Annotated in this window: 13 protein-coding genes; 4 read left to right on the top strand and 9 right to left on the bottom strand. The window is 70.9% G+C overall.

Annotated features, from left to right (window positions below; translation table 11 throughout):
- Positions 1–5: 5 nt before the first annotated feature.
- From narI to IE226_RS10620, 4 genes are read right to left on the bottom strand one after another with little or no spacing between them, the layout of a single operon-like run.
- Positions 6–728, bottom strand: a complete 723-nt coding sequence (gene narI / locus IE226_RS10635; RefSeq protein WP_190080828.1) for a respiratory nitrate reductase subunit gamma — start codon at positions 726–728, stop codon at positions 6–8.
- Positions 728–1,297 (bottom strand): nitrate reductase molybdenum cofactor assembly chaperone, encoded by a 570-nt coding sequence (narJ, locus tag IE226_RS10630; protein ID WP_190080827.1) that lies wholly within the window; start codon positions 1,295–1,297, stop codon positions 728–730. Before narJ ends, narI begins: the two co-directional genes overlap by 1 nt.
- Positions 1,294–2,910, bottom strand: coding sequence for a nitrate reductase subunit beta (narH, locus tag IE226_RS10625; RefSeq protein WP_190080826.1), 1,617 nt, complete (start codon positions 2,908–2,910; stop codon positions 1,294–1,296). Before narH ends, narJ begins: the two co-directional genes overlap by 4 nt.
- Positions 2,910–6,593 carry a nitrate reductase subunit alpha gene (locus IE226_RS10620; RefSeq protein WP_190080825.1) on the bottom strand — a complete coding sequence of 1,228 codons (3,684 nt, stop codon included), beginning with the start codon at positions 6,591–6,593 and terminating at the stop codon, positions 2,910–2,912. The genes narH and IE226_RS10620 overlap by 1 nt, the downstream gene beginning before the upstream one ends.
- A 246-nt stretch (positions 6,594–6,839) precedes the next feature.
- Here IE226_RS10620 and IE226_RS10615 point away from each other — a divergent pair, with 246 nt between their 5' ends.
- Positions 6,840–7,292 (top strand): hypothetical protein, encoded by a 453-nt coding sequence (locus IE226_RS10615; protein ID WP_190080824.1) that lies wholly within the window; start codon positions 6,840–6,842, stop codon positions 7,290–7,292.
- Positions 7,293–7,297: 5 nt separating this feature from the next.
- Here the strand turns inward: IE226_RS10615 and IE226_RS10610 are convergent, their stop codons facing one another.
- Both IE226_RS10610 and IE226_RS10605 read right to left on the bottom strand, forming a co-directional pair.
- Positions 7,298–7,687, bottom strand: a complete 390-nt coding sequence (locus tag IE226_RS10610) for a winged helix-turn-helix transcriptional regulator (protein ID WP_190080823.1) — start codon at positions 7,685–7,687, stop codon at positions 7,298–7,300.
- 2 nt (positions 7,688–7,689) lie between these two features.
- On the bottom strand, positions 7,690–8,529 hold the full coding sequence (locus IE226_RS10605) for a helix-turn-helix domain-containing protein (RefSeq protein WP_190080822.1): 840 nt from the start codon (positions 8,527–8,529) through the stop codon (positions 7,690–7,692).
- A 165-nt stretch (positions 8,530–8,694) separates the two neighbouring features.
- On the opposite strand from IE226_RS10605, the gene IE226_RS10600 reads away from it, so the two are divergent.
- The 3 genes from IE226_RS10600 (at position 8,695) to IE226_RS10590 (ending at position 10,790) form a co-directional block, all read left to right on the top strand.
- A complete protein-coding gene (locus IE226_RS10600; RefSeq protein ID WP_190080821.1) occupies positions 8,695–9,000 on the top strand; it encodes a 4a-hydroxytetrahydrobiopterin dehydratase in 306 nt (101 codons plus the stop codon).
- A 6-nt stretch (positions 9,001–9,006) separates the two neighbouring features.
- The gene (locus IE226_RS10595) at positions 9,007–9,750 is read left to right on the top strand and encodes a class I SAM-dependent methyltransferase (protein WP_190080820.1); all 744 of its coding nucleotides are present in this window, start codon (positions 9,007–9,009) and stop codon (positions 9,748–9,750) included.
- A 125-nt stretch (positions 9,751–9,875) separates the two neighbouring features.
- Positions 9,876–10,790, top strand: a complete 915-nt coding sequence (locus IE226_RS10590; protein ID WP_190080819.1) for a class I SAM-dependent methyltransferase — start codon at positions 9,876–9,878, stop codon at positions 10,788–10,790.
- Positions 10,791–10,915: 125 nt separating this feature from the next.
- Here IE226_RS10590 and IE226_RS10585 read toward each other — a convergent pair whose 3' ends face one another.
- The 3 genes from IE226_RS10585 to IE226_RS44045 form a co-directional block, all read right to left on the bottom strand.
- Positions 10,916–11,707 (bottom strand): aldo/keto reductase, encoded by a 792-nt coding sequence (locus IE226_RS10585; RefSeq protein ID WP_190080999.1) that lies wholly within the window; start codon positions 11,705–11,707, stop codon positions 10,916–10,918.
- Positions 11,708–11,994: 287 nt separating this feature from the next.
- On the bottom strand, positions 11,995–12,771 hold the full coding sequence (locus IE226_RS10580) for an ABC transporter ATP-binding protein (protein ID WP_190080818.1): 777 nt from the start codon (positions 12,769–12,771) through the stop codon (positions 11,995–11,997).
- Positions 12,768–15,917 (bottom strand): ABC transporter permease subunit, encoded by a 3,150-nt coding sequence (locus IE226_RS44045; RefSeq protein ID WP_229870739.1) that lies wholly within the window; start codon positions 15,915–15,917, stop codon positions 12,768–12,770. The genes IE226_RS10580 and IE226_RS44045 overlap by 4 nt, the downstream gene beginning before the upstream one ends.
- Positions 15,918–15,919: the final 2 nt, after the last annotated feature.

Here is a 15,919-nt window from a genome sequence, read left to right as displayed (position 1 = left end):
CGAGATCAAGACCCCGTCTTCTCCCACCCCCGCCGCTCCGGACGCGCCCCCACCCGGCGCGGGTCCCGGCTGCGGTACACCACGTACGGACGGAACAGATACTGCACCGGCGCGCTGAACATGTGCACGAGCCGCGTGAACGGGATCAGCGCGAACAGGGCCATGCCGACCACCGCGTGGATCTGGTACATGACCGGCACCCCCGCCATCCGGTCCGTGTCGGGCTGGAGGGTGAACAGGCTGCGGGCCCAAGGCGCCATCGACTCGCGGTAGTTGTAGCCCTCGCCCGAAGCATGCGTCAGCTTGGCCACCATGCCGAGCACGATCGCCGCGAACAGCACCAGGTACATCAGCTTGTCGTTGGCGGTCGTCGCCCGGAACACGGGCGCGTTCGTGCGGCGGCGGTAGAGCAGCAGCGCGATGCCGAGCACCAGCAGGACACCTGCCGCCGTGCCGCCGTACAGCGAGAACAGGTGGTACGTGTGTTCGCTGACGCCCGCCTTCTCCGTCCACGACTCCGGCACGAAGAGGCCCACCAGATGGCCGACGAGGACGAACAGGATGCCGTAGTGGAACATCGGCGAGGCGATGTTCAGGAGCTTCGACTCGTAGACCTGCGAGGAACGCGTCGTCCAGCCGAATTTGTCGTAGCGATAGCGCCAGGCGAGGCCCGCCGCGAGGAGGACGAGGACCACGTAGGGGATGACGCCCCACAACAGCGTTCTCATCAGTGCTCCCGGATCAGTGCGTAGGGTTCGAGGCCGACGTCCTCCCGCGGCGGCCCCGACCGGGCCAGCGCCTGCGCCTCGGCCCGGTCCTTCGGCGACGGCCCCGGCAGCGTCGCGCACACCGCGTCGAGGACGGGCGCGTAGGGAGTGCCGAAATCGGTGAGGGCGAGCCGCAGCAGCTCAAGGCCCGGCCGGTGCTCCCGGAGGAGGACGGGGCCCGCGTGCGCGGAGAACTCCAGGACCGCGGGCAGGAAGTCCGGCAGCTCCTCGCCGGTGAACTCCATGCCGTGCTCCCGGTAGACCTCCTTGAAGCGGACCAGGGCCATCCCGCGCCGCCGTGTGTCGCCGTCGCGCCACCAGCTGAGGTAGAGGCTGTGCCGGTTCTTGAAGTCGAAGACCTGGACGTAGTGCGCGGCCAGCTCGGTGGGGTCCGTCGCTGCCGCGTGTGCAAGGAAGCTCTCCAATTGCGGCGCCACTGCCCGCAGTTGAGGAAGCAGTTCGTGGAATTCCTCGTCCGGATAGCACAGGCAGTGCGCGGCTGCCCGGTACAGCACGGCGTGGTCGCTCACAGTGTGTTGTCCTTCTCTGCGGCGGAGGGCTGCTCGTCGGCGGTCTGCCGGTCGCGCAGGGTGTGGAAGTTCTCGACGGTCACGAGCGGCAGCTGCTTACGCCCCGAGTCCTGGCCGAACGGACCGTCCCCGCCCGCCCCCGGACCGCCCTCGAAGTCGAGGCTGCACGAGTCCGGCAGCGCCGACTCCTCCAGGCGCTGCGCGTCACCGACCGCCGCGGTCGGGATGACGTAGCGGTCCTCGTACTTGGCGACGGCGAGGAGCCGGTGCATCTCCTCGATCTCCCGGCCCGACATGCCCACGGCATCGGCGACCGAACTGTCCGGCCGGTCACCGAGGTTGATGGCCCGCATGTGTGCCCGCATCGCCGCCAGCTTCTCCAGGGAGGCCCGCACCGGCCCCACGTCACCGGCCGTGAAGATCTCCGCCAGGTATTCGAGCGGGATGCGCAGGGTGTCGATGGCGCCGAAGAGGTTGTCCAGGTCCTCGCCGTCGTGCCCGGTCTCGCTCAGCGCGTCCACGACCGGGGAGAGCGGCGGGATGTACCAGACCATCGGCATCGTGCGGTACTCGGGATGCAGCGGGAGAGCCACCTTGTACGTGCTGATCAGCGCGTGCACGGGGGAGCGGCGTGCGGCCTCGATCCAGTCGTACTCGATCCCGGCCCGCTCGGCCTCGCGCCGCACCTCGGGGTCCTCCGGATCGAGGAAGACCCCCAACTGGGCCTCGTACAACGCCTTGTCGTCCTTGACCGACGCCGCCTCCGTCACCTTGTCGGCGTCGTAGAGGATGACGCCGAGGTAGCGGAGCCGGCCCACGCACGTCTCCGAGCAGACGGTGGGCAGGCCCACCTCCAGGCGCGGATAACACATCGTGCACTTCTCGGCCTTGCCGGTGCGGTGGTTGAAGTACACCTTCTTGTACGGGCAGCCCGTCACGCACTTGCGCCAGCCCCGGCAGCTGTCCTGGTCGACCAGGACGATGCCGTCCTCCTCGCGCTTGTACATCGCCCCGGACGGGCAGGACGCCACACACGCAGGGTTCAGGCAGTGCTCGCAGATCCGCGGCAGATAGAACATGAAGGTCTGCTCGAAGGCGAACTTCACCTTCTCCGCGGCCTTCTCGCGCGTCTTGGCCACCATCGGGTCGAGGTCGCCGTGCTCGGTCGCGCCGCCGAGGTTGTCGTCCCAGTTCGACGACCACTCGATCTTCATGGGTTTGCCGCTGATCAGCGAACGCGGTTCGGCGACCGGGTAGTCGTCCCCGAGCGGGGCGTCGGTGAGGTTCTTGTACTCGTACGTCCAGGGCTCGTAGTAGTCCTTGATCTCCGGCAGCTTGGGGTTGGAGAAGATCTCCAGGAGAGCCTTGATCCGGCCGCCGTTCTTGAGCTTCAGGGCGCCCTTCTTGTTCAGCTCCCAGCCGCCGCGCCACTTCTCCTGGTCCTCGTAGCGGCGCGGATAGCCCTGGCCGGGACGGGTCTCCACGTTGTTGAACCAGACGTACTCCATGCCGTCCCGGTTCGTCCATGCCTGCTTGCAGGTGACGGAGCAGGTGTGGCAGCCGATGCACTTGTCGAGGTTCATCACCATCGCGATCTGTGCCATCACGCGCATCAGTAGGTGACCTCCTGTTTGCGGCGGCGGATGACCGTCACCTCGTCGCGCTGGTTGCCCGTCGGGCCCAGGTAGTTGAAGGCCCACGACAACTGGGCGTAGCCGCCGATGAGATGGGACGGCTTGAGGATGAGGCGGGTCAGGGAGTTGTGGATGCCGCCGCGCTTTCCGGTGGTCTCCGTCTTGGGGACGTTGACCGTGCGTTCCTGCGCGTGGTGCATGTAGACCGTGCCGGCCGGCATCCGGTGCGAGACGATCGCCCGGGCCACGACGACGCCGTTGCGGTTGACGGCCTCGATCCAGTCGTTGTCCTTCACGCCGATCGCGTCCGCGTCCTGCGGTGACATCCAGATGCACTGGCCGCCGCGCGAGAGCGACAGCATGAAGAGGTTGTCCTGGTACTCGGAGTGGATGGACCATTTGTTGTGCGGGGTGAGATAGCGGACCGTCACCTCCTTCTCGCCGTCCGGGCCGAGCCGTGGCTCTCCGAAGAGACGGTTCATGTCCAGGGGCGGCCGGTAGACGGGCATCGCCTCGCCCAGCTCGTGGATCCAGTCGTGGTCGAGGAAGAAGTGCTGGCGTCCGGTGAGCGTGTGCCAGGGCTTGAGGTGCTCGGTGTTGAGCGTGAACGCCGTGTAGCGCCGCCCCCCGGACTCGCTGCCCGACCACTCCGGCGAGGTGATCACCGGGACGGGGGCCGCCTGGGTGTCGGCGTACGTGATGCGCTTGCCCTCGTGCTCGGCGGCCAGGTGCGCCATCTCCTGGCCGGTGCGCGCCTCCAGGGTGTGGAAGCCCTGCGTGGCGAGGCGGCCGTTGGTCGTGCCGGACAGGGCGAGGATGGTGTTCGCCGCCTTGACCGCCGTGTCCAGCGAGGGACGGCCGTCGGCGGGGCCGCCGCGTACGACGCCGTTGCGCTCGCGCAGCTCGTCGACCTCCTGGTCGGGCCGCAGGGCGATGCCCTTCGCGGGCAGACCCAGCTTCTCCGCCAGTGGACCGAGCGCCGCGAACTTCGCGCCGATCGCGGTGTAGTCCCGCTCGACCACCGTCAGGCCCGGCATCGTCTTGCCGGGAATGGCCTCGCATTCGCCCTTGCGCCAGTCCAGGACGACACCGCCGGGCTGCGCCGTCTCGCCCGGGGTGTCGTGCTGGAGAGCGGTCGCGACGACGTCCTTGCGTACGCCGAGATGGTCCACGGCCAGTTCGCTGAGCCGTTCCGCGATCGCCTTGAACGTGTCGAAGTCGGTGCGGGCCTGCCAGGGCGGGTCGACCGCCGGGGTGAAGGAGTGGACGTAGGGGTGCATGTCCGTGGAGGAGAGGTCGTGTTTCTCGTACCAGGTGGCGGCGGGCAGGACCACGTCCGAGAGCAGCGTCGACGACGTCTGGCGGAAGTCAAGGGAGACGAGCAGGTCGAGCTTCCCCTCGGGTGCCTCGTCGCGCCACGTCACCGTCGACGGCCGCTCATCGGGCGCCGCCTCCTCGGCCCGCAGCGAAGAGTGGGTGCCGAGCAGGTGCTTGGTGAAGTACTCCGCGCCCTTGGCCGACGAGCCGAGCAGATTGGCGCGCCACAGCGTCAGGACGCGCGGCCAGTTCTCCGGGGCGTCCGGGTCCTCGCAGGCGAAGTTGAGCGTGCCCGCCTTGAGTTCGTCCACGACATTGGCGACGGGGTCGCTTGAAGTGTCGCCCAGATCAAGGGAGTTGCGGTCGAAGGTCGGATAGGACGGCATCCAGCCGGTGCGCGCCGACAGCGCCAGGCAGTCGGCGCCCGTCATCCCGGCGAACCGGCCCTCGCCGAGCGGCGAGGCGAGCACGTCCGCCGCGAACTTGTCGTAGCGCCACTGGTCGGTGTTCAGGAACCAGTACGCGGCGCCGATCATCTGCCGAGGTGGCCTGCTCCAGTCGTTGGCGCTGGCGAGCGTCGCCCAGCCGGTCGCCGGGCGGCACTTTTCCTGCCCGACGTAGTGCGCCCAGCCGCCGCCGTTGCGGCCCTGGCAGCCGGTCAGCTGGAGCAACGCGAGGAAGGCACGGTAGATGGTCTCGGAGTGGAACCAGTGGTTGGTCCCCGCCCCCATGAGGATCATGCAGCGCCCGCGCGACTTCTCGGCGGTCCGCGCGAACTCCCGCGCGATCTTCACCGCCTTCGCGGCCGGGACCGAGGTGTGCGCCTCCTGCCAGGCCGGGGTGCCGGGCGCGTCGGCGTCCTCGTACGAAGAAGGCCACTCGCCCGGAAGGCCCTCGCGGCCGACGCCGTACTGCGCGAGCAGCAGGTCGAAGACCGTCGTGACGAGCGGCCCGTCCTGCCCGCCGAGCCGCGTGGCGGGCACCCCGCGCCGGACGATCTCCCCGCGGCCCTGACCGTGCGTGCCGCCCTCGGTGTCGAAACGCGGGAGCAGCACCTCGACGCCCGTGGCCACATCGGAACCGTGCAGGGAGAGCTGCGGCTTGATGTTGCCCAGCTCCAGGTTCCACTTGCCCTTGCCGGACTCGGTCCAGCGGAAGCCGAGCGAACCGTTCGGGACGACCGGCTGCCCGGTGTTCTCGTCCAGGACGGCCGTCTTCCAGTCGTCGCCCTCGCTGTCCTCGCCGAGGTCGGTGGCGCGCAGGAACTTCGACGGGACGAACGCGCCGTCGCGCTCGGTCAGCGTCACCAGGAAGGGCAGGTCGGTGAACTTGCGGACGTAGTCGGTGAAGAAGTCCGTGCGCCGGTCGACGAAGAACTCCTTGAGGATGACGTGGCCCATCGCGATGGCGAGGGCACCGTCCGTGCCGGGGTGCGGGTGCAGCCACTCGTCGGCGAACTTCGTGTTGTCCGCGTAGTCCGGCGAGACGGCGACCACCTTCTGGCCGCGGTAGCGCGCTTCCGCCATCCAGTGCGCGTCCGGAGTCCTGGTCACAGGGACGTTCGAGCCCCACATCATCAGATACGCCGCGTCCCACCAGTCACCCGACTCCGGTACGTCGGTCTGGTCGCCGAAGACCTGCGGCGAGGCGACCGGCAGGTCCGCGTACCAGTCGTAGAAGGACAGCATGGGCGCGCCGATCAGCGACATGAAACGGGCGCCCGCCGCGTGCGACACCATCGACATCGCGGGGATGGGGGAGAAGCCCGCGACCCGGTCGGGGCCGTGCGTCTTGATCGTGTGGACGTGCGCCGCCGCGATGATCTCGACGGCCTCGTCCCAGGTCGCCCGCACCAGACCGCCCTTGCCGCGGGCCTGCTGGTACCTCCTGCGCCGCTCCGGATCGCCCTGGATGTCTGCCCAGGCGAGCACCGGGTCCCGGAGGCGGGACTTCGCCTCGCGGTACATCTCCAGGAGCACGCCGCGCAGGTAGGGGTAGCGCACCCGGGTCGGCGAGTACGTGTACCAGGAGAAGGCGGCGCCGCGCGGGCAGCCACGCGGCTCGTACTCGGGGCGGTCGGGGCCCACGGAGGGGTAGTCGGTCTGCTGGGTCTCCCAGGTGATGATGCCGTCCTTGACGTACACCTTCCAGCGGCAGGACCCCGTGCAGTTCACGCCGTGCGTCGAGTTCACGACCTTGTCGTGGCTCCACCGGTCCCGGTAGAAGGCGTCCGCGTCCCGGCCGCCGACGAGGCCGATGCTGTGCAGGTCGGGGGCGGCGGTTCCGCGGCGGAAGAACTTGCCCGCACGCAGCAGCGCGGCGCCGGGCTCGGTCGTCTCTGTCACCCTTGAGCTCCCTAGGTCTGCCTTTCAACGAACCTAGGCGCGGGGCGGCGGCGGCACACGGCGGCTGCCGCCGTACGGGTTGTGGCTGGGACCGCGGGCCGGTTGCCCGCCGAGCGCCTGCCTTACCCCTGAGGTAATCGACCCCCGCGCGCGGGCCCGGCAGGGTTGTCCCTACCGGATCCGGTCCGGCGCACTCCGGCCCGGGTCCGGCCCCTTTCCCTTCCGCCGCTTGGAGGCAGGTTTCTCATGTCGACGTCCTCTGTGTTCTCTGGGTTCTCTGGGTTCTTTGCGTCCCCGCTCACCGCACTGGCCCGCACGAACGACCCGAAGACGATGCTGCGCCGCTTCCTCGCCCTGGACGCCGTCGTGACCGCGGGGAACGGGCTCGCGTACGCCGCCGCCTCGGGCCCGCTCGGGCGCTTCCTGGGAGTCGACGCGGGGCTCCTGCTCGGCCTGGGTGTCTTCCTCGCGCTGTTCGGCGCGGGCGTCGGCTACCTCGCGTCGCGCAAGAGCCCGCCCACGCTCGCCGTCCGGGGCGTGATCGAGGCGAACGCGGTCTGGGCGGTGCTCAGCGTCGTCGCGGTGGTCGCGTGGTTCTCGCCCAGCACCGCCGGAGCGGTGTGGATCCCGCTCCAGGCCGTGGTCGTCGGCGGCTTCGCCGCTCTCCAGTACGCGGCGCTGCGGGCCCTGCGGGACTAGCCCCCTCAGGCGCCGCGCGCGTCGAAGCGGCTGCGGGCGGCCTCGATCTCGGCGAGGTACCGGTGCGTCCAGGCGCACATGCCGTCGACCGTGGCGAGCAGCCCTTCGCCCGCCTCGGTCAGGTGGTACTCGACGCGCGGCGGCACGGTGGCGTACACCGTCCGGTGCACGACGCCGTCGCGTTCGAGGCCGCGCAGGGTCTGGGTGAGCATCTTGTGGCTGATGCCGTCCACCGCGGTCCGCAGCTCGGTGAAGCGCAGCGTCCGGTCGGCCAGGGCGTTGATGATCAGGAGGGCCCACTTGTTGGCCACGCCCGAGAAGATCTCGCGGGCCAGCGAGTCGGCCCGGGTCAGGTCCGCGTCGTCGCTACGGCCGCTGATCTGCGGGTTCCTCATGGCTAGGACCCCGCCGACCGGAGGAACTTGACCGTCGCCGGGTCGGCCGGGAGCAGTGTCTCGATGGCCAGCTCGGCGACCGTCACGTCCATCGGGGTGTTGAAGGTGGAGATCGACGAGACGAAGGAGAGCAGATGTCCCTCGTGCTCGATGCGCAGCGGCAGCGCGAAGTAGGGCACGCCGCTCTGCGAACCGCCGGCCTCGGCGCCGTCGGCGCCGTCGAAGACACTGACACCGGGATCCGCCACCGGGTACGCCGCCACCTCCTCGTACACCGCACGCAGCGCGTCGGACCGCTGCAAGGCGATCTGCCGCTCCATCTGGTGCAGCAGATGCCCCCGCCACTCGCGCAGATTGCGGATCTTGGGGGCGAGGCCCTCGGGGTGCAGCGTGAGCCGCATGGCGTTCAGCGGCGGTTGCAGGAGGTGTTCGGAAACGCCGTCCAGGATCATCGCGATACCGCGGTTCGCCGCGATCACGTCGTACGCCGCGTCGACGATCAGGGCGGGATAGGGCTCGTAGCCGCGCAGGATCTGCTCAAGGCCTTCCCGCAGCGCGCCCATCGAAGGGTCGTCAAGGGGGGTCTCCCTGAAGCGGGGCGCGTAACCGGCGGCGAGGAGCAGGGAGTTGCGTTCCCGTACGGGTACGTCGAGGTGCTCGGCGAGGCGCAGCACGATCTCCTCGCTCGGGCGCGACCTGCCGGTCTCGATGAAACTGATGTGCCGCGCCGAGGAGTCCGCGCGCAGCGCGAGGTCCAGCTGGCTCACCTTGCGCCGCTCGCGCCAGCCGCGCAGCAGCGGTCCGACCCCGGTACTTTCCTTGATGGCCACGGCAGTTGTCATACCCAGACAGTAATCGAAGGGGTGCGCGATCCGCCGGGGCCCGCGAGGGCGGCTCCCGAGGCCGGTGGCCTGTTCAGGGCCGCGCGGGAAGGGGTGTGGCAGGCTGAGTGACATACGTCCGTCCATTCGTCCGCAAGTACGTACGCACGGGAAAGGGGCGCGGTCATGCCAGTCGAACCGCTGTCGCAGAAGGATGTCGAGGAGCGTCTCGCGGAGCTGCCCGGCTGGTCGCTCGAAGGCGGCCGGATCACCCGCTCCTACCGGCTGGGCTCGCACTTCGCGGCGGCCGCGATGGTCGTCCACGTCGCGCGGATCCAGGAGGAGCTCGGCCACCACTCCGAGCTGACGCTCGGCTACAACACCGTCTCCCTGGCCGTGAACACGCACAGCGCGGGCGGCGCCGTCACCGCACTCGACTTCGACCTGGCCCGCAGGGTCGAGGAGGCGGCGGTCGGGCACGGGGCGGTCTGACCACCGATGCTCGACTACAGCAGGGAAGCCGACCGCTATGACGCGTCCCGCGGCGGCGAGCCCCGCGCCGACGCCGCTGCCGCCGCGGTCCGCGGCCTGCTGCCGCCGGGCACCCGCACCCTGCTCGACGTCGCCTGCGGCACGGGCCTGGTCACCCGGCGCCTCGGCGGGGCGGGGCTCCGGGTGACCGGGGTCGACTCGGCGTACAACATGGCGCGCATGGCGGCGGGGCGACTCCCGGGTGCCGTCGTCCTCGGCGACAGCCGCCAACTCCCTTTCCCGGGCGCCTCGTTCGACGCGGTGTCCGCGGTATGGCTGCTGCATCTGCTGTCCGACGCCGACGAAGCGGCGGCGGTCGTCGCCGAGTGCGCCCGGGTGCTGCGGCCCGGCGGAGTGTTCGTCACGACCGTCGACAAGGCCGCCGCGCACGACGTCGGCAGCGACATCGACGCCGCGCTGGCCCCGCGCCCGGTGCCCCCCGCGGTCGACCGCGCCGGGGCGGTCGAGGAGTACGCGGCCGTAGGGGGCCTGACGCCGGTCGGCGAGACCTCGTTCCGCGGCCACGGCCAGGGCCGCACACCCCGCTCGACGATCGCCGACGTCCACCGGGGCTGGTTCACGCAGATCCCGCCCGACGGCCCCCTGGCCGCCCGGCTCACGACGGCCCTGGCGAACCTGCCGGACCAAGACGTGCCGCGCCCCGACCCGCAGTTCACGCTCCGGTCGTTCCGGAGGCCTCCGGCCGGGTGAACCGCGTCGTCCGCCGATCCGAGTTTGCCGAAACCGCAAGGCGGCTGGCCATGAGGGGGGCCGCGGAGCAGGCTGGGAAACGGCTCAGGCCCCCACTCCCATACACACGAAGGCGGCGGCAAACGATGGCTCACGGTCACGGTCACGGTCACGGTCACGTGCACGGCGAGGCGCACGCCGGTAAGCACGGCGGCCACCACCACGAGGACATCGACTGGGCCGCGATGGGCCCGATGCTGGAGCGGAACGCGCAGCTCGCCGCGCCGCAGAACCGTGAGATCGCCGCATGGCTGCGCACCTGGCAGCCGGAACCGGCCCGGATCGCGGACGTCGGCAGCGGCTCCGGCTCGATCTCCTTCCTCCTCGCAGAGATCTTCCCCAAGGCGGAGGTGATCGCGGTGGACCCGGCTCAGCCGCTCCTGGAACGCGCACGGGAACGGGCGGCGCGGGAGAGCCTGACGGACCGGGTCAGCACCCTGCAGGCCGAACTCCCTGAGGGAATCGGCGCGTTGCCGCCCGCGGACCTCCTCTGGATCGGCCGGGCCCTGCACCACGTCGGCGACCAGCAGGCGGCCCTCGCCGCACTCGCCGACCGGCTGGCGCCGGGCGGCGCGATCGCACTCCTGGAAGGCGGCCTGAACTCCCGCAGCCTGCCCCGTGACATCGGCATCGGCCGGCCGGGCCTCCAGACCCGCCTGGACCAGGCGGACGACAAGTGGTTCACGCAGATGCGCGCGGAACTCCCGGGCGCGAAGGCGGTCACGGAGGACTGGCCCGCGCTCCTCGCCGAAACGGGCCTGCGCCACGCCGGCACCCGCTCGTTCCTCCTGGACCTGCCGGCCCCGCTCTCCGACGACGCCCGCGCCCACCTCGTCTCGGAGTTCTCCCGCCGCCGCGAGATGCACGCGGAGACCCTGGACGCCGACGACATCACGACTCTCGACCGCCTCCTGGACGAGAACGACGAACAGAGCCTGCACCACCGGCCGGACGTGTTCCTGCTGTCGGCGCAGACGGTGCATGTGGGCGTCAAGGAGTAGCCGGGCAGCGGCGGGCGGACGAGCCGTTGAAAAAGGCCCGCCCGCGCTGCCCCCGGGAAGGGGCGGCGCGGGCGGGCCGCCATGTCGTACCGCCACGTCATGTCGTACCGCGGCGGGGCCCTGCCTCAGGCCACGTCGAACGTGGCCGGGTCCGGGCCGAGGCGGCGGTCCTCGTTCAGGGCGCTGATCGCCGAGATGTCCTCGGGGTCGAGCTCGAAGCCGAAGACGTCGATGTTCTCCTTGATCCGCGACGGGGTCACGGACTTGGGGATCACCACGTTGCCCAGCTGGATGTGCCAGCGCAGGACGACCTGCGCGGGAGTACGCGCGTGCTTCTGGGCGATCGCGACGATCGCCGGGACCTCGAGCAGACCCTTGCCCTGGCCGAGCGGGGACCAGGCCTCCGTGGCGATGCCCTGTTCCGCGTGGAACTCGCGGGCGGCGCGCTGCTGGAGGTGCGGGTGGAGCTCGATCTGGTTGACCGCCGGGACGACCGACGTCTCGCCGATGAGGCGCTCCAGGTGCTCGGGCAGGAAGTTCGAGACACCGATGGACTTCGCGCGGCCGTCGGCGTGGATCTTCTCGAAGGCCTTGTACGTGTCCGCGGCGAGGTTCTTGGAGGGCAGCGGCCAGTGGATCAGATACAGGTCCACATGGTCGAGGCCGAGCTTCTCCAGGGACGTGTCGAAGGCGCGGAGCGTCGAGTCGTAGCCCTGGTCGCTGTTCCAGAGCTTCGTCGTGACGAAGAGGTCGTCGCGGGCGATGCCGGAAGCGGCGATGGCCTTGCCGGTGCCCTCTTCGTTGCCGTAGATGGCCGCGGTGTCGATGCTCCGATACCCGGCCTCCAGCGCCGTCGCGACGGCGGTCTCGGCCTCGTCGTCCGGCACCTGCCAGACGCCGAAGCCGAGCTGCGGCATCTCGACGCCATTGTTCAGGATGATCGGGGGGACCTTGCTCACGAGCTTTCGATCCTTAAGTCGTCGGGTGGTACTCCCATGGTCAACGATCAGGTGCGGTACTGCATTCCTTGACGTCGCCGGAGTGGACTCCGGGTGCCTTTCGGTCCGCAACACTGACCGCGTTCCGTTGTGCCGCGACTCTATTGCACGCCGCTGAACGCTGAACACTCATGTGAACGCTCGGTTAACTCCTCACGGCACCCGGTTTTATCCGCGAGAGTCGCCGGTTGCCGGGTTAGCGGCTGCTAGGCCGCGCTGGTTCCGAGGTACGCGTCCCGTACCTCGGGGTTCGCGCGTACCTCCGCCGCCGTGCCCTCGGCAAGGACGCTGCCCAGGTCGAGGACCACCACGCGGGCGCAGAGCTCCATCACGAAGGCGACATTGTGCTCGACGAGGAGCACGGCACAGTTCTCCTCCTCCGCGAGGTGCCGGACGACGGCCGACAGCTGACCCCGCTCGTAGGCCGTCATTCCGGAGGCGGGCTCGTCCAGGAGCAGCACTCCCGGCGGGTCCGCAACCGCGCGCGCCAGTTCCACCATGCGGGCCCGGCCGACGGGAAGCGCGCCCGCGTAGTCGTCGGCCAGGGGCGCGAGTCCGCACTCGCGCAGCACGGTCGAGGCGCGGGCCCTTCTTTCCCTCTCGTGCGTACGACGGGTGGGCGCCGCCAGGAGATCGGCGGCGAGACCGCCACCGCCGCCGCGCCACTCCTGCGCGACGAGCAGGTTGTCGGCGACCGTGAGCTGTCCGAAGAGCTGCTGGCGCTGGAAGGTGCGGCGCATCCCGTGCCGGGCGCGCCAGACGGGGGAGCGGCGGGTGATGTCGGCGCCGTGGAGCAGGACGCGACCCCGGTCGGGGCGGCGGATGCCGGAGACGACGTCGAAGAGGGTCGTCTTTCCTGCTCCGTTGGGGCCTATGAGGCCGCAGACCTCGCCGGGGCGCAGGTGCAGGTTCACCCCGGTGAGGGCGTGGACGCCGCCGAAGCGGACGTCGATCCCGCGGGCTTCGAGGATGTGCTTGCTCATGGCCGGCGCGCTCCTTCCGTACGGCCCGCTTCTTCCGTACGGCCTGCGGCTTCCGTACGGCCTGCGGCTTCGGTACGGCCCGCTGATTCGGTACGGTCCTGCGCGCCTATGCCCAGGTAGGCCTCGGTGAGCTGGTCCGGCCGGACCTCGGAGCGCGGACCGCACCAGGAGACCCGGCCCTGCGCGAGGTAGGCGACGGTGTCGGCGACGCCGAGGACCTCGGCGGCCTTCTCCTCCACCAGGAGCAACCCCGTGCCGGTGTCGCGGAGTTCGGCGAGGAGGCGGAAGACCTCGTCGACCACGCGGGGTGCGAGGCCGAGGGACGGCTCGTCGGCGATCAGTACCTTCGGCGGGCGCTGGAGGAGGGGAGCGAGGGCGAGCAGTTGCTGTTCGCCCCCGGAGAGGGAGCCCGCGGCGACCTTGCGCCGTGCGGCGAGGCCGGGGAAGCGGGCGTACACGGCATCGCGGGCGTCCCCCTCCGGGAGGTGCAGGGTGAGGTTCTCCTCGATGGTGAGGGAGGGGAAGATGCCCCGGCCTTCGGGGGCGAGGACTACTCCCGCCCGGGAGCGGTGGACGGGGCCGGTGCGTGTGGCGTCTTGGCCGGCCGTGCGGATCTGCCCCTCGGTGGGGGTGATCAGACCTGCGGCGACCCTGCACGTCGTGGATTTGCCCGCCCCGTTGGGGCCGAGGAGGGCGACGATCTCGCCGGGGTGGACGGTGAGGGTCACTCCGTGGAGGACGGGGGCGCCGTCGTACCCGGCGTGGATGTCGCGGAGGGTCAGAGCGGGTGTCCTTTCCCCGATCCCGCCCCTTCCCGAAATCGGCTCCGCCGCCACCGGTGGCCGTCGATCACCGGCTCCGCCGAGTTCGTCCTCAAACGCCGGACGGGCTGAAACGCCCGGCACCGGCGCCGAGCCTCCCGGCGCGGGCACCGGCGCCGAGCCTCCCGGCCCAGACGCGTGCGCCGAACCCCGGCGCCTGGGCGCGTGCGCCGAACCCCCGGGCCCGGGCACACGCGCCGAGCCTTCCGGTCCGGGCACCGGCGCCGAGCCTCCCGGCCCAGACGCGTGCGCCGAACCCCGGCGCCTGGGCACACGCGCCGAGCCTTCCGGTCCGGGCACCGGCGCCGAGCCTCCCGGCCCGGGCCCATGCGCCGAGCCTCCCGGCCCGGGCCCACGCGCCGCACCCCCCGGCGCCAACGCCGCCCCCCTCGGCCCCTCCCCGAAGGCCCGCGCCCGTGCGAGTCTCCGCCGGTGCAGCCGCACCGAAACCGCCGCGCAGTAGCCGTCCGGATCATTGGCCAGTGCCAAACCCGCCAACCCGAACAGGATCACCGGCAGCTGTACGGACTCCGTCACATAGTCCGCGATCAGATGCGGCACGATCGCGAAGACGAGACCCGCCACCACCGCGAACTGCGGCCTCCGTACGCCCGCGGCCACCACCACCGCCAGCCACACCAGCCCCGTCATCGCGGTGAAGTCCGTCGCGGTGATGCGGGTGTTGAACGACGCGTACATCACGCCGCCGAACCCCGCGAGCCCCGCCGAGAGGGTGAAGAGCAGCAGTTTCGTCCGGACCACCGAGACCCCGGACGCCATCGCCGCCGCCGGAGCGGACCGTACCGCCAGCATCGCCCGCCCCGTCGCCGACCCGCGCAGCGCGCTCAGTGCCGCCACCGCCGCCGAGACCAGGACGACCATCGCCACGCCCATCGCCCGGTCGTCGCTCAGGTCGACGGGCCCGAAGACGGCGCGCGGGATCTCCCATCCGGTGTCGCCGTTGCGCAGCCAGCCCATCTGGAAGAGGACCTGGTCCGCGAGGAAGGCCAGGGCGAGGGTGGCCAGGGCCAGTGAACGGCCGCCCAGACGCAGCGCCGGCAGCGCGACAAGGGCGCCGAGCACCGCCGCCCCGCACGTACCCACGAGCGCCGCGGCGATGAACGGCCACCCGTGGCTCATCAGGAGCCCCGCCACGAGAGCCGCGCCCGTCACGAACGTCGCCTGCGCCAGGGACACCATCGCGCCGAGACCCGTGACCACGGTGAAGGAGATGAAGACAAGGGAGATCGCGAGCCCCTGCGCGAGGATGCCGCTCCAGAAGGGAGTGGTGACCGTGTAGAAGGACAGCGCGAGCAGCACGCCGCCCGCCGCCCACGGCCCCCACCTGCGCAGCCACGACTTCCCGGCGAGATAGTCGATCGGCGGCGCGTCCACCGCCGCGGTGCCCGCCGTCCGCTGCCGCCGGGTCATCAGAAGCAGCCCGGCGAAAAGGATGAGGAACGGCACCGCCGTACGGAACCCGGTGATCTTCTCGGCGAAGTCCGCGTACCCGGCGACCAGGTTCTGCAGCACACCGAGGCCGAGCCCGCCCGCGAACGCCAGCGGGATCGACATGAAGCGCCCCAGGACGGCGGCGGTGGCCGACACGAAGAGGAACAGGGTGAAGTCGTGCGAGGACAGGCCGAGGAGGGGAGTCGCGAGGACGCCCGCCAGGCCCGCGAGGCCCGACGACAGCATCCACGCCACCGAAGAGAGCCGGTCCGCGCTCATGCCCCGCAGCTCCACGAGCGAGCGGTTGTCCACGGCGGCCCGCAGCCGGAGCCCCAGCGGCGTGTGCCGCATCAGGACCCACAGGCCGATCGCGACCACCGCCGTCGCGACCCAGGTGATCAGCTGGTCGGAGTCGATGCCGACCCCGTCCATGAGCTGCCAGTTCTCGGCGGGGCTCGGTCCGACGCCCGGCAGGCCGAACTGGTTCTCGGCCGGTTTGACGGGCGCCCCCGCGTCCTCCAGGAGCTCCACCGTCCACAGGCCGAGTGCGGGCAGCGCGACGAGGAGCCCGATCGTCGCCACGATCTGCGCCGTCTCGCCGCCCCTGGCCAGCTTGCGAAACATCAGCCGGTCGAGGCCCCAGCCGAGCGCGGGCGCCACGACACAGACGAGGAGCAGCGCCGTCGGCACCGCCGGCCAGCCGAAGCCGGAGTGGAGTTCGTAGAAGGCGAGCGCGCAGAGGTAGGCGGTCGCGCCGTGCGCGAAGTTGAAGAGGCCGGACGCGGAGTAGGACAGGACGAGGCCCGTGGCGAGCAGCGCGTACAAGGCGCCGGAGACGAGCCCGCTCAGCACGAATCCCAGCAGGTCGGACATGG

Source organism: Streptomyces longisporoflavus (genome assembly GCF_014649775.1).
GTDB lineage: Bacteria > Actinomycetota > Actinomycetes > Streptomycetales > Streptomycetaceae > Streptomyces > Streptomyces longisporoflavus.
The sequence above is the reverse complement of the archived record's forward strand: the minus strand, read 5'-3'. Positions and strand labels throughout refer to the sequence as shown.

What these genes read in the sequence shown, in the direction of transcription:
- narI (WP_190080828.1), bottom strand. Translation starts at nt 728, where the DNA reads ATGAGAACGCTGTTGTGGGGCGTCATCCCCTACGTGGTCCTCGTCCTC.
- narH (WP_190080826.1), bottom strand. Translation starts at nt 2,910, where the DNA reads ATGCGCGTGATGGCACAGATCGCGATGGTGATGAACCTCGACAAGTGC.
- IE226_RS10615 (WP_190080824.1), top strand. Translation starts at nt 6,840, where the DNA reads ATGTCGACGTCCTCTGTGTTCTCTGGGTTCTCTGGGTTCTTTGCGTCC.
- IE226_RS10610 (WP_190080823.1), bottom strand. Translation starts at nt 7,687, where the DNA reads ATGAGGAACCCGCAGATCAGCGGCCGTAGCGACGACGCGGACCTGACC.
- IE226_RS10605 (WP_190080822.1), bottom strand. Translation starts at nt 8,529, where the DNA reads ATGACAACTGCCGTGGCCATCAAGGAAAGTACCGGGGTCGGACCGCTG.
- IE226_RS10600 (WP_190080821.1), top strand. Translation starts at nt 8,695, where the DNA reads ATGCCAGTCGAACCGCTGTCGCAGAAGGATGTCGAGGAGCGTCTCGCG.
- IE226_RS10595 (WP_190080820.1), top strand. Translation starts at nt 9,007, where the DNA reads ATGCTCGACTACAGCAGGGAAGCCGACCGCTATGACGCGTCCCGCGGC.
- IE226_RS10590 (WP_190080819.1), top strand. Translation starts at nt 9,876, where the DNA reads ATGGCTCACGGTCACGGTCACGGTCACGGTCACGTGCACGGCGAGGCG.
- IE226_RS10585 (WP_190080999.1), bottom strand. Translation starts at nt 11,707, where the DNA reads ATGCCGCAGCTCGGCTTCGGCGTCTGGCAGGTGCCGGACGACGAGGCC.
- IE226_RS10580 (WP_190080818.1), bottom strand. Translation starts at nt 12,771, where the DNA reads ATGAGCAAGCACATCCTCGAAGCCCGCGGGATCGACGTCCGCTTCGGC.
- IE226_RS44045 (WP_229870739.1), bottom strand. Translation starts at nt 15,917, where the DNA reads ATGTCCGACCTGCTGGGATTCGTGCTGAGCGGGCTCGTCTCCGGCGCC.